This is a genomic window from Microvirga alba, assembly GCF_015694465.1.
Classification (GTDB): Bacteria; Pseudomonadota; Alphaproteobacteria; order Rhizobiales; family Beijerinckiaceae; genus Microvirga; species Microvirga alba.
Window position 1 is genome coordinate 874,285 of the sequence record NZ_JADQDO010000001.1, and the last position, 12,557, is coordinate 886,841.

Genomic DNA, 12,557 nt, shown 5'->3' on the forward strand with positions numbered 1-12,557 from the left:
ATACTTTACACAGAACATACAATGAACAATGATGAACATGTCAGGAACATGGAGATCCAACATGGCTCGCGCTCTTCTTGAAACCACTGCCGAAATCACCTCGCTCGCCCTGTTCGGGAGCATGGTGGCGATCTGGGCTCTCGTGCTCTCGCCGCTGGCATAATTCCCACAGTTCACAGGCTCGGGGCCTTCGCGCAGCGTGCGGCCCCGTTTGCCATGGTGAGCATCCGACGACTCATGCGAAACTAGCGTCCTGTTGAGTCGAGAGTCATGACGCGCATTCTTCAAGATATCGGGTTCGTCCACCTGCATGTGCATTCCTCGTATTCCTTGCTCGAGGGTGCGCTGAAGATCGCGCAATTGGCAAAGCTGGCGACGGCGGACAAACAGCCCGCGCTGGCCTTGACCGACACCAACAATCTGTTCGGGGCGCTGGAGTTCTCGGAAAAGCTCGCGGGCTCGGGCATCCAGCCCATCGCGGGCGTTCAGCTCTCGGTTCTGTTCGAGGAGCCCGATCCGGCTGCGCGCCTCGCACCGCTGCCCAGCAATATCGTGCTGCTGGCGCAGAACGATGAGGGCTACCGCAACCTGATGCGGCTCGTGAGCCACGCCTATTTCGGCGTCCCGCTCGGCGAGGCCCCGCGCGTCGCGGCCCCGATATTGTCGACCCATTGCGAGGGGCTGATCGCGCTCACCGGCGGGTTCACCGGCCCGCTCGACAATGCCTTGCGCAACGGCGGACGCCAGGATCTGGCGCAGGCGCGGCTCGATGTGCTCAAGCACGCGTTCGGCCATCAGCTTTATGTCGAAATCCAGCGCCACGGGCTTACCGATGAGCGGTTGGTCGAGGGCGAGCTGATTGCGCTTGCCGACCGCAATGGCCTGCCGATCGTCGCCGCCAACGAGCCGTTTTTCTCGACGGCGAGCGACTACGAAGCGCATGACGCGCTGCTCGCCATCGCCGACGGGCGCATCGTCTCCGACGACAATCGCCGCCGCTTGTCGCCGCAGCATGATTTCAAGACGCGCAAGCAGATGATGGAGCTTTTTGCCGATCTGCCGGACGCGTTGCATGCCAGCGTCGAGATCGCCATGCGCTGCGCCACCCGCGTCACCACGCGCAAGCCGATCCTGCCAAGCTTCGGCGTCGGCTCCGACGCGGTGGTCTTCGACGAGGGCGAGGAGCTCAAGCGGCAGGCGGAGGCGGGGCTGGTCCAGCGCCTGGCGGCGCACGGCCCGGCTCCCGGCCTGACCGAGCAGGATTATCATGACCGGCTCGCGTTCGAGGTCGAGGTCATTCGCCGGATGAAATATCCGGGCTACTTCCTCATCGTGGCCGACTTCATCAAATGGGCGAAGGACCACAACATCCCGGTTGGGCCGGGCCGTGGGTCTGGCGCGGGTTCGCTCGTCGCCTATGCGCTGACGATTACCGATCTCGATCCGTTGCGGTTCGGCCTGCTGTTCGAGCGCTTCCTCAACCCGGAACGCGTCTCGATGCCCGACTTCGATATCGACTTCTGCGTCGAGGGGCGCGAGCGCGTCATCGAATACGTGCAGCAGCGCTACGGCGAGGAGCAGGTCGCGCAGATCATCACGTTCGGTACGCTGCTGGCGCGCGGCGTGATGCGCGACGTCGGCCGCGTGCTCGAAATGCCCTACGGCCAGGTGGACAAGCTGACGAAGCTCGTTCCGCAGAACCCGGCCAACCCCGTCACCCTGGCCCAGGCCATCGAGGGCGAGCCCAAGCTCCAGGCCGCGATCGAGGAGGAGCCCGTCGTCGCGCGCATGCTCAACATGGCGCAGAAACTGGAGGGCCTGCACCGCCACGCTTCGACCCACGCGGCGGGCGTGGTGATCGGCGACCGTCCGTTGCAGGAACTCGTGCCGCTCTATCGCGACCCGAAGACCGGCATGCGCGTGACCCAGTACAACATGAAATGGGTCGAGCAGGCTGGGCTGGTGAAGTTCGACTTCCTCGGCCTCAAAACGCTGACCGTGCTGAACACTGCCGTGGAGCTGATCCGGCGCACGGGCGTCGAGGTCGATCTCTCGGCCCTGCCGCTCGACGACAGGAAAACCTACGAAATGCTCTGCCGTGGCGAGACGGTCGGCGTGTTCCAGGTGGAAAGTGTCGGCATGCGCAAGGCCCTCGTGGAGATGGAGACCGACCGCTTCGAGGACATCATCGCCCTCGTCGCGCTCTATCGCCCGGGCCCGATGGCGAACATCCCGGTCTATTGCGCGCGCAAGCTCGGCAAGGACGAGCACAACAAGAAGGACTGGTACTCGCACCCCAAGCTGGAGCCGGTTCTGAGGGAGACCTTCGGCATCATCGTCTATCAGGAGCAGGTGATGGAGGTGGCGAAAGTCCTCTCCGGCTACTCGCTCGGTGACGCCGACTTGCTGCGCCGCGCCATGGGTAAGAAGATCAAATCGGAGATGGACGCGCAGCGCGAGCGCTTCGTCTCCGGCGCGGTCGGTGGCGATCTCGATAAGGTCAAGGCGAACGAAATCTTCGATCTTCTCGCCAAGTTCGCGGATTACGGCTTCAACAAGAGCCACGCGGCGGCCTATGCGCTGGTCGCCTTCCAGACGGCTTATCTGAAGGCCAATTTCCCGGTCGAGTTCATGGCGGCGTCGATGACGCTCGATCTCGACAACACGGACAAGCTCTCTGAATTCCGCCGCGAGGCCCAGCGCCTCGGCATCAAGGTCGAGCCGCCGTCGGTCAATCGCTCGGGCGTGGTCTTCGACGTGAAATACGACGCGGAGGGCAAGGGCGCGATTCTCTACGCGCTCGCCGCGGTCAAGGGCGTCGGGCGGCAGGCCATCGAATCGCTCATCGAAGCGCGCGGCGACAAGCCCTTCAAGGATCTTGCCGATTTCGCCCGGCGCATCAATCCGCGCATGCTCAACAAGCGCACCCTTGAGAACCTGATCGCGGCGGGCGCGTTCGATGAGCTGGAGCCGGATCGCGCCAAGGCGAGCGCGTCGGTCGATGCCATGATGAGTCTCGCCCAGCAATCGCACGAAGCCGCGAATGGCGGCATGATCGACATGTTCGGCGGCGTCGCCTCCGCGGATGTGCAGCTGCGCATTTCGCACTACGAGCCCTGGCCGCCCTCAATCAAGCTGCAGAAGGAATACGACGCGGTCGGCTTCTTCCTGTCAGGGCATCCGCTCGATGAGTACGGCGACCTGTTGAAGAAGCTGCGGGTACAGACCTGGGTCGATTTCGCCCGGTCCGTGAAAGCGGGCAACTCGGTCGGGCGCGTCGCCGCCACCGTGCTCGACCGCCAGGAGCGCCGCACCAAGACCGGCAACAAGATGGGCATTCTCACCCTCTCGGATCAGACCGGGCATTTCGAGGCCATCATCTTCTCCGAAGGGCTGCAGCGCCTGCGCGAGGTTTTGGAACCCGGCAGCGCCGTCGTCCTCATGCTCCAGGCGGGCGTCGAGGGCGAAGAGGTGAGGGCGCGGATCGGCATGGCCGAGCCGCTGGAAGAGGCTGTCGCCAAATTCCAGAAGGGCATGCGCATCTTCCTGCGCGACGAGCGCCCCATCGCCAGCGTCTATGAACGGCTACGGGCGCGCGGGGAGGGGGAAGTGTCCCTTGTCCTGATCCTCGACGAGGGCGACCGGGAGGTAGAGGTGAAGCTTCCCGGTAAGTACCTCGCCACGCCCCAGATCGCCGGCGCGCTCCGCGCCGTGCCGGGGGTGGTTGACGTGCAGATGAGTTGATAGCGCGCCGTCATTCCGGGGCCGCGCAGCGGAGCCCGGAACCCAGAACCGTCGACGTGCTGGGACAAGCCACGCCCGTTCCCGCTGCATCCTTTCCGGAACCGTTGCGTTTATGGGTTCCGGGTTCTCGCTCCGCTCGCCCCGGAATGACGCAATCCCCTTCCGATGTCTCGCCCTCAGCCGAAGGTTGCATCTCGAAGGAGGGTCCAGCGCTGGAGACGCCTCGCCCTTCGAGACGGGCTTTAGGCCCTCCTCAGGGTGAGGCTCTGTTGAGGCTGGGAAGGGGACTGGAAAAGGTTCAGCGCGACGGCATTTCATGCTAGGCAGCGTTCCCATGAAACCGCTCGACAACAGACACGCTCAGCCTTCCGGCAACCCGGCGGGTTCGGTCATTTCGGTCACGGGGCTAGGCAAGACCTACGCTTCCGGCTTCCAGGCGCTGCGGAATGTGGATCTTGAGATTCGCCGGGGCGAGATTTTCGCGCTGCTGGGGCCGAACGGGGCCGGGAAGACGACGCTGATCAGCATTATCTGCGGCATCGTCAATCCGAGCACGGGCGTCGTGCTTGCCGACGGCCATGACATCGTTCGCGATTACCGGGCAGCCCGCACGAAGATCGGCCTCGTTCCGCAGGAATTGTCGACGGACGCCTTCGAGAGCGTCTGGGACACGGTGAAGTTCAGTCGCGGCCTGTTCGGCAAGGCGGCAAACCCAGCCCTTATCGAGAAGATCCTCAAGGACCTGTCCCTCTGGGAGAAGAAGGACAGTAAGATCATGACGCTCTCCGGCGGCATGAAGCGCCGTGTCATGATCGCCAAGGCCCTGTCGCACGAGCCGACGATCCTGTTTCTCGACGAGCCGACCGCGGGTGTCGATGTGGAGTTGCGGCGGGACATGTGGGAGATGGTCCGCGCCTTGAGAGACAACGGCGTCACCATCATCCTGACCACCCACTACATCGAGGAGGCCGAGGAAATGGCCGACCGGATCGGGGTGATCAACAAGGGCGAGATCATCCTGGTCGAAGACAAGACCGTGCTGATGCATAAGCTCGGAAGGAAGCAGCTCATCCTGCAGCTCCAGAATCCGCTCATGGCGCTTCCCGCTGCCCTTTCCGGCTACGATCTCGCCTTGGCGGAAGGGGGCTTCCAGCTCGTCTATACCTTCGACGCGCAGAGCGAAGAGACCGGCATTGCCGGTCTGCTGCGGCTGCTCGGGGAGCAGGGAATCGACTTCAAGGATCTTCAGACCTCGCAAAGCTCGCTGGAAGACATCTTCGTCGATCTGGTCAGGGGGCGCGCATGAACCTTCACGCGATCAAGGCCATCTATCTCTTCGAGATGGCGCGCACCTGGCGCACGCTGATGGAGAGCATCGCCTCGCCGGTGATCTCCACCTCGCTCTATTTCATCGTCTTCGGCTCGGCCATCGGCTCGCGCATCGCGGACGTCGACGGGATCAGCTATGGCGCGTTCATCGTCCCGGGGTTGATCATGCTGTCGATCCTCACCGAGAGCATCTCGAATGCGGCCTTCGGCATCTACATGCCGAAATTCTCAGGCACCATCTACGAGCTGCTCTCGGCTCCCGTCTCCGCAATGGAGACGGTGATCGGCTATGTGGGGGCGGCCGCGAGCAAGTCGATCATTCTCGGCACCATCATTCTGGTGACCGCCCGGCTGTTCGTGGATTTTTCCGTCGACCATCCCGTCTGGATGGTGGCCTTCCTCGTGCTGACCGCCGTCACCTTCAGCCTGTTCGGCTTCATCATCGGGATCTGGGCGGACAGTTTCCAAAGGCTGCAGTTGATCCCCCTGATGATCGTGACGCCGCTCACCTTCCTGGGCGGGAGCTTCTATTCCATCAACATGCTGCCGCCGTTCTGGCAGAATGTCGCCCTGTTCAACCCCGTGGTCTACCTCGTCAGCGGCTTCCGCTGGAGCTTTTACGGGGTGGCGGACGTGAATATCGCGGTCAGCCTCGGCATGACCCTGGTCTTCATGCTGGCCTGCCTGACGGGGATATGGTGGATTTTCCGTACGGGGTATCGGCTCAAGGCCTGAGGCGGGGAGAGCATTTCGGTTCGTTCGGGGCAGTTTTCGCGTCTAGCGTGACCGAAATCGCCCGATCCCGCCCCTGATGGCGCTCTGACTTGCCATTCGATGGGTTTTCCCTTATACGCGCGTCCATCCCACACGCGGAGCTTGCCTCATGATTCAATGAGGTGTCCCGGTGGCCGGTCGACCGGTCCACTGCTCCGCGGAGGCTCAACCGGAGAAAAGACAATGGCTCTTCCTGAATTTTCCATGCGTTCGCTGCTCGAAGCCGGCGCGCATTTCGGCCACCAATCCCACCGCTGGAACCCGAAGATGGGTCAATACATCTTCGGCACCCGCAACAACATCCATATCATCGACCTCGCCCAGACGGTTCCGATGCTGCACCGCGCCCTCCAGGCCGTCAGCGATACGGTCGCCAAGGGCGGTCGCGTGCTGTTCGTCGGCACGAAGCGTCAGGCTGCCGATTCGGTCGCCGATGCGGCCAAGCGTTCGGCTCAGTACTACGTGAATGCTCGCTGGCTCGGCGGCATGCTGACCAACTGGAAGACGATTTCTGGCTCGATCTCGCGTCTGCGCAAGGTCGACGAGATCCTCGCCGGCGGCGGCCAGGGCCTCACGAAGAAAGAGCGCCTCATGCTCGCTCGTGAGAAGGACAAGCTCGAGCGCGCTCTCGGCGGCATCAAGGACATGGGCGGCACGCCCGACCTGATCTTCGTCATCGACACCAACAAGGAGCAGCTCGCGATCCAGGAGGCCCGTCGCCTCGGTATCCCGGTTGCAGCGATCGTCGACACCAACTCCGATCCGGACGGCATCACCTTCCCGGTCCCGGCGAACGACGACGCGGGCCGCGCGATCCAGCTCTATTGCGACCTGATCGCCCGCGCTGCGCTCGACGGTATTTCCCGTGGCGCTGGCGCCATGGGCATCGATATCGGCGAGTCCGAGAACCCGATGGCTGAAGAGCTTCCGGCTCACGACGCCGGTTCGGAGCAGGGCGAGACGTTCGAGCGCCTGGCCGCTCCGCGTGGCGCGCCGGACGATTTGACCAAGCTCACGGGCGTTGGCCCGCAGCTCGAGAAGAAGCTCAACGAGGCTGGCGTGTTCCATTACTGGCAGTTCGCCGCCATGCAGCCGGGCGACGTCGCCCAGCTCGACAAGGACCTGAAGCTCAACGGCCGCGTCGAGCGCGATGGCTGGCTTGGCCAGGCCCGGGCGATGATCGAAGCCGCCTAAGACCGGCTTGGCGCCGCACGTTTTTGCGGTGCTGCTTGAGTGAAGTGATCGAGCCCGGCGTTCCTTGAGCGCCGGGCTCCCTATTGTATGAACCCGTGAAAGGACGAGCCATGGCGAACATTACCGCTGCGATGGTGAAAGAGCTGCGCGAGACGACCAGCGCCGGCATGATGGACTGCAAGACGGCCCTCAACGAGACCAACGGCGACCTTGAGGCGGCGATCGACTGGCTGCGCAAGAAGGGCCTCTCGAAGGCCGCCAAGAAGGCTGGCCGCGTTGCGGCTGAGGGCCTTGTCGCAGTGGAATCGTCGGGCCACACGGCTACGATCCTCGAAGTGAACTCCGAGACGGACTTCGTCGCCCGTAACGACCAGTTCCAGGCTTTCGCCCGCGAAGCGGCCAAGATCGCTCTCATGGGCAAGGGCACGGTTGAGGATCTCGAAGCCGCGCATTTCCCGGGTTCGCAGACGACCGTGAAGGACCGCCTTCAGGAGCTGATCGCCACCATCGGCGAGAACATGACCCTGCGCCGCGTCTCGAAGCTTGAAGTCTCCAAGGGTGTGATCGCATCTTACGTCCACAACGTGGTCAGCGAAGGCCTCGGCAAGATCGGCGTTCTTGTGGCGTTGGAATCGGAAGGCGACGTGACCTCCCTGAGCACGCTGGGCCGCCAGATCGCCATGCACATCGCCGCGACCAACCCGGTCGCCGTCGACGCGTCGGGCGTCGATGCCGCGACGGTCGAGCGCGAGAGCAACATTCTGCGTGAGAAGAATGCCGGCAAGCCGGAGAACGTCATGCAGAAGATCATCGAGAGCGGCCTCAAGAGCTACTACAAGGAGGTCACCCTCCTCGAGCAGCCCTTCGTGCACGATTCCTCGAAGACCGTGGCTCAGGTTCTGAAAGAGGCCGAGTCGAAGGCTGGTAAGCCGGTGACCCTCAAGAGCTTCGTCCGCTATGCCCTCGGGGAGGGCATCGAGAAGGAGGAAGCTCCTGACTTCGCCGCCGAGGTCGCCGCGGCGGCCGGTACGAAGGCCTAAAATCGAACAAATACAAACGGCGGCGCTTCAGCCGCCGTTTTCATGAGAGGCATAGGGCATGCCCCTCATCCTGAGGAGCCGCAAAGCTCCAAGGATGTTCAGCGTGCACTGGAAACGCCTCATCCTTCGAGACGGGCCTTGCGGCCCTCCTCGGGATGAGGCTGCGGTGACGCTTCTGAGTGCAATGAGAGAGAGAGGTCTGACGGTGACGAAGTTTCGGCGCATCCTGGTGAAGCTCTCGGGTGAGGCTTTGATGGCCCCCGATGGATATTGGCTCGATCCCCAGACCCTGTCGGGTCTTGCCGAGGACCTTGCCGAGGCGACCCGCGCCGGATTCGAGATCGCCCTGGTCATCGGCGGCGGCAACATCATCCGTGGTGCGCGCATGAGCGCCGCCGGCTGGATCGACCGCCCCACGGCCGATTCCATGGGTATGCTCGGCACGGTCATGAACTCGCTTGCCATCGAGACCGCCCTGAACGCTGCCGGCGTCGATGCCCGCACCATGTCGGCGGTGTCGATGCCGACGATTTGCGAGACCTACGCCCGTCAACCGGCCCTGCACCACCTCGACAAGGGCCAGGTCTTGGTTCTCGCCGGCGGCACCGGCAATCCGTTCTTCACCACGGACACCGCCGCCGTGCTCCGGGCGGCCGAATTGCGTTGCGACGCGGTTCTCAAGGCCACTCAGGTCGATGGCGTCTATTCCGCAGACCCCAAGCAGGACCCCAATGCGGTCCGCTTCGACCGCCTGACCCATGACGAGGCCATCGCCAAGGATTTGAAGGTGATGGACACGGCGGCCTTCGCGCTTGCCCGTGAAAGCCGCCTCCCGATCATCGTCGGCTCGGTCCATGCGCCGAGTTCGGTGACGGCACTTCTCCTGGGAAAAGTCCACTCCACCGTTGTGGCTCCTTGATTTATGGGCCTTGATGCAAGGGCTTCGGAAGCGTAAGCCCGTTTGAATAGTTCGCGTAAGGACAGACTACGATGGCCAACACTTTTGACCTCGCTGATGTGAAGCGCCGCATGCAGGGCGCGATCAATGCTTTCAAGCATGATTTGGGCAGTCTCCGCACCGGCCGTGCCTCGCCCGGTCTTCTCGATCCGCTCCAGATCGACGCCTACGGCTCCCTGATGCCGATTTCCCAGGTCGCGACGGTCAGCGTGCCTGAGCCGCGCCTGCTCAGCGTTCAAGTCTGGGACCGGAGCATGGTTGCTGCCGTGGAGAAGGCCATTCGGGAATCCGATCTCGGTCTCAACCCGCAGACCGAAGGCCAGGTGATCCGCCTGCGCATCCCCGAGATGAACGAGCAGCGCCGCAAGGAGATGGTGAAGGTTTCGCACAAATACGCGGAAGAGGCGCGCGTCGCCGTCCGCCATGTCCGCCGCGACGGCCTCGACCTGCTCAAGAAACTCGAGAAGGACCACGCGATCAGCGAGGACGACAGCAAGCGTCACGGCGATCAGGTTCAGAAAGCGACCGATCAGTTCGTCGCCGAAATCGACAGCCTCGTGGCGGCGAAGGAAAAGGAAATCATGCAGGTTTAAGACCAGCCTGCATTTGGAAAACGCGCTCATGAGTGGTGAAGCCAAGCGATCGGCCCCGAACCCAGCCCGTGAACCAACGGGCGAGGGCGCGCCGGCGCATGTCGCCATCATCATGGACGGGAATGGCCGGTGGGCCGCCCAACGCGGCTTGCCCCGCTTCGAGGGCCATCGGCGTGGTGTCGAGGCGATCCGGCGGGCCGTGCGCACGGCGGGCGATCTCGGGATTCGGTATCTGACGGTGTACAGCTTCTCGGCAGAGAACTGGCGGCGTCCGGCTCAGGAGGTCTCCGACCTCATGGGCCTCCTGAAGCGCTTCGTCCGGCACGATCTCGCCGACCTGCACGCCAGCAACATCCGTGTCAGAATCATCGGAGAGCGGGAGGCGCTTGCCGCCGATATCCGGCTTCTCCTCGATGAAGCCGAGCAGCTGACCCGGGCGAATACCGGCCTGACCCTTGTCATCGCCTTCAATTATGGCGGCCGGCAGGAAATCGTGCAGGCGATGCGGTCGCTTGCGCGGCAGGTCCAGGCGGGGACGCTCGATCCGGCCGCTATCGATGTTGCGACGGTCGAGGGCGCGCTCGACACCCACGGAATCCCTGATCCGGATCTCGTGATCCGAACCTCCGGCGAGCAGCGGATTTCGAACTTCCTGACCTGGCAGACGGCCTATTCCGAATTCATCTTCATCCCGACCTATTGGCCGGACTTCGACGACGCAACCTTCCGGGCCGCCATCGAGGAGTACAACAGGCGCGAGCGCCGCTTCGGCGGCCTGAGCGTTCGGGCGGGCTGAGGATGGGGGGAGAACAAGGGACTTCCCTGAAGCACAACACGAAGCAAGGCGCTTCGAGGGAGTTGAGCGCCCGCGTCGCGTCCGCTCTCGTGCTGATCCCCGTGGCCCTTTTGGCTGCTTATTGGGGCGGCGTGCCGTTCGCCCTGTTCTGGCTTGCTGCCGGCGTCGCCATGATGGTCGAGTGGACCAACATGACCCGTGTCGCGCCTTTGAGGCCGGTGCAGATCGTCTTTGGAATCGGCCTGGCGGCCCTGACGTTCCTCCATATGACCGACGCCGCTTTCGGGGTGTCGGTTCTTGCCAGTATCGCGTTCATGCTCGCGGGCTCTGTTCTCGCACGAGGCGCCAGCGGCAAGGCCTGGGCGGTTTCCGGCTTCGCCTACGGCGCCATTATCGTTCTTGTCCCGCCGATTGTCCGCGCGCACCCAAATCTCGGCCTGATCGGGCTTTTGTGGATGTTCGCGGTCGTTTGGGCGACGGACATCGCGGCTTACTTCACGGGGCGGGCCCTCGGCGGCCCGAAATTGTGGCCGCAGGTCAGCCCGAAGAAGACGTGGTCCGGTTTCGCCGGTGGCCTCGTCGCCGGTGCGGCCGGTGGTGTCCTCGTCGCCTGGGGCGCGCAGCACTTCGGCCTGATGCCGCCCTTCAGCCTTCGCAACACGCTGATGCTGTCCATGGTCGCTTCGGTTGCAAGCCAGCTCGGCGATTTGGGCGAGTCGGCGCTCAAACGGCATTGCGACGTGAAAGATTCGAGCCATTTAATACCCGGCCATGGCGGCGTCATGGACCGGCTCGATGGTTTTTGGGCCGTATCTCTGATTCTTGGGCTCGTTCTCCTGACCATTCGATTGGCAGAATAGATCAATATGGCACGTTCTCTGACGATTCTCGGAGCGACCGGCTCAATCGGCCGCTCCACGGTCGACGTGATTTTGGCTCATCAAGGGGAGCTGCGTGTCGAGGCCGTGGTCGGTGGAAGCAATGCCGAAGCGCTGGCCAATGTCGCTCGCAAGCTCGGCGCGCGCTTTGCTGCTCTGGCCGATGAAAGGGCCGGGGCGGCGCTGAGGGATGCGCTCTCGGGTTCGGGGATCGCAAGCGGAGCGGGTGATTCAGCCGTGCTGGAGGCCGCCGCACGTGAAGCCGACGTGGTTCTGGCCGCGATCAGCGGAACGGCAGGCTTGCGGCCAACCCATGCCGCCTTGAAGGCGGGGAGACGGATCGCGCTCGCCAACAAGGAAAGCCTTGTTTGCGCCGGGGCCGCCTTCATGGCGGATGCCCGTCGTCTCGGCGTCGAGATCATGCCGGTCGATTCCGAACACAACGCCCTGGACCAGGCCCTTGCCGCCGGGCGCAACGGAGACGTGGAAAAGGCGATCATCACCGCCTCGGGTGGACCATTTCGGACCTGGACCCGAGAGCGGATTACCGCCGCCAGTGCCGAGCAGGCCTCGGCCCACCCGGTCTGGTCGATGGGCTCCAAGATCAATATCGATTCCGCGACCCTGATGAACAAAGGGCTGGAACTCATTGAAGCCCATCACTTGTTCGGCCTCGAAGCCGAGCGCCTCGATGTCATCGTGCACCCGGAAGCGATCGTCCACGGTCTCGTGCAATGGAAAGACGGGGCGGTGACCGCAGGATTGGCCCTGCCGGATATGAAAGTCCCCATCGCTAACGCCCTGCGGCATCATGAGCGCCTGCCCATGGACCTGCCCCGTCTCGATCTTGCCGCTATTGGCCGTTTAAGTTTCGAGAAGCCGGACGAGACGCGGTTTCCCTGTCTCTCCTTGGCCAAAGCCGCGCTTGAAGCCGGCGGCGCGATGCCGACGATCCTGAATGCAGCCAATGAGATCGCCGTGGCGGCTTATATGGCAGGGCATATCGGATTTTATGATATATCTAAATATGTTGAGCGCGTTTGCTCAAGCTTTGCGGGAGGCAGCGTCGCGGCGCCCGCGACTGTTTCTGACGCTCTTGTGATTGACGGAGAAGCGCGGGAAGCTGCGCGGCGTCTTATCTCTGCCTAGGGCGTGATTCAAAAAATCACGCTGCATCAAGAGGTTAGAATTCGATCCTGATTCACGGGGCATGATCGGATTCTCGCCTCACATCAACGCTGCCCTCAAGGG

10 protein-coding genes are annotated in these 12,557 nt (G+C 63.3%); all 10 read left to right on the plus strand.

Translation table 11 applies throughout. The annotated features are described in order from the left end of the window. Positions 1–270 precede the first annotated feature (270 nt). Entirely contained in the window at positions 271–3,744 is a 3,474-nt protein-coding gene (gene dnaE / locus I2H38_RS03955; RefSeq protein WP_196270474.1) for a DNA polymerase III subunit alpha, read from the plus strand. A 334-nt stretch (positions 3,745–4,078) separates the two neighbouring features. After that, the gene (locus I2H38_RS03960; RefSeq protein ID WP_196270475.1) at positions 4,079–5,050 is read left to right on the plus strand and encodes an ABC transporter ATP-binding protein; all 972 of its coding nucleotides are present in this window, start codon (positions 4,079–4,081) and stop codon (positions 5,048–5,050) included. After that, positions 5,047–5,808, plus strand: coding sequence for an ABC transporter permease (locus I2H38_RS03965; protein WP_196270476.1), 762 nt, complete (start codon positions 5,047–5,049; stop codon positions 5,806–5,808). The genes I2H38_RS03960 and I2H38_RS03965 overlap by 4 nt, the downstream gene beginning before the upstream one ends. Positions 5,809–6,030: 222 nt before the next feature. Next, the gene (locus tag I2H38_RS03970) at positions 6,031–7,041 is read left to right on the plus strand and encodes a 30S ribosomal protein S2 (protein WP_196270477.1); all 1,011 of its coding nucleotides are present in this window, start codon (positions 6,031–6,033) and stop codon (positions 7,039–7,041) included. A gap of 110 nt (positions 7,042–7,151) precedes the next feature. Beyond that, on the plus strand, positions 7,152–8,081 hold the full coding sequence (tsf, locus tag I2H38_RS03975; protein WP_196270478.1) for a translation elongation factor Ts: 930 nt from the start codon (positions 7,152–7,154) through the stop codon (positions 8,079–8,081). 184 nt (positions 8,082–8,265) lie between these two features. After that, on the plus strand, positions 8,266–9,000 hold the full coding sequence (gene pyrH, locus I2H38_RS03980; protein ID WP_196270610.1) for a UMP kinase: 735 nt from the start codon (positions 8,266–8,268) through the stop codon (positions 8,998–9,000). A gap of 71 nt (positions 9,001–9,071) precedes the next feature. After that, entirely contained in the window at positions 9,072–9,632 is a 561-nt protein-coding gene (gene frr, locus I2H38_RS03985) for a ribosome recycling factor (protein ID WP_196270479.1), read from the plus strand. A 28-nt stretch (positions 9,633–9,660) separates the two neighbouring features. Beyond that, the gene (locus tag I2H38_RS03990) at positions 9,661–10,428 is read left to right on the plus strand and encodes an isoprenyl transferase (protein WP_196270480.1); all 768 of its coding nucleotides are present in this window, start codon (positions 9,661–9,663) and stop codon (positions 10,426–10,428) included. A 2-nt stretch (positions 10,429–10,430) separates the two neighbouring features. Further along, positions 10,431–11,288 (plus strand): phosphatidate cytidylyltransferase, encoded by an 858-nt coding sequence (locus I2H38_RS03995; protein ID WP_196270481.1) that lies wholly within the window; start codon positions 10,431–10,433, stop codon positions 11,286–11,288. Positions 11,289–11,294: 6 nt separating this feature from the next. Beyond that, the gene (gene dxr / locus I2H38_RS04000) at positions 11,295–12,455 is read left to right on the plus strand and encodes a 1-deoxy-D-xylulose-5-phosphate reductoisomerase (RefSeq protein WP_196270482.1); all 1,161 of its coding nucleotides are present in this window, start codon (positions 11,295–11,297) and stop codon (positions 12,453–12,455) included. Positions 12,456–12,557 lie beyond the last annotated feature (102 nt).

What these genes read in the sequence shown, in the direction of transcription:
- I2H38_RS03970 (WP_196270477.1), top strand. Translation starts at nt 6,031, where the DNA reads ATGGCTCTTCCTGAATTTTCCATGCGTTCGCTGCTCGAAGCCGGCGCG.
- pyrH (WP_196270610.1), top strand. Translation starts at nt 8,266, where the DNA reads ATGAGAGAGAGAGGTCTGACGGTGACGAAGTTTCGGCGCATCCTGGTG.
- I2H38_RS03960 (WP_196270475.1), top strand. Translation starts at nt 4,079, where the DNA reads ATGAAACCGCTCGACAACAGACACGCTCAGCCTTCCGGCAACCCGGCG.
- I2H38_RS03995 (WP_196270481.1), top strand. Translation starts at nt 10,431, where the DNA reads ATGGGGGGAGAACAAGGGACTTCCCTGAAGCACAACACGAAGCAAGGC.
- I2H38_RS03990 (WP_196270480.1), top strand. Translation starts at nt 9,661, where the DNA reads ATGAGTGGTGAAGCCAAGCGATCGGCCCCGAACCCAGCCCGTGAACCA.
- frr (WP_196270479.1), top strand. Translation starts at nt 9,072, where the DNA reads ATGGCCAACACTTTTGACCTCGCTGATGTGAAGCGCCGCATGCAGGGC.
- dnaE (WP_196270474.1), top strand. Translation starts at nt 271, where the DNA reads ATGACGCGCATTCTTCAAGATATCGGGTTCGTCCACCTGCATGTGCAT.
- I2H38_RS03965 (WP_196270476.1), top strand. Translation starts at nt 5,047, where the DNA reads ATGAACCTTCACGCGATCAAGGCCATCTATCTCTTCGAGATGGCGCGC.
- dxr (WP_196270482.1), top strand. Translation starts at nt 11,295, where the DNA reads ATGGCACGTTCTCTGACGATTCTCGGAGCGACCGGCTCAATCGGCCGC.
- tsf (WP_196270478.1), top strand. Translation starts at nt 7,152, where the DNA reads ATGGCGAACATTACCGCTGCGATGGTGAAAGAGCTGCGCGAGACGACC.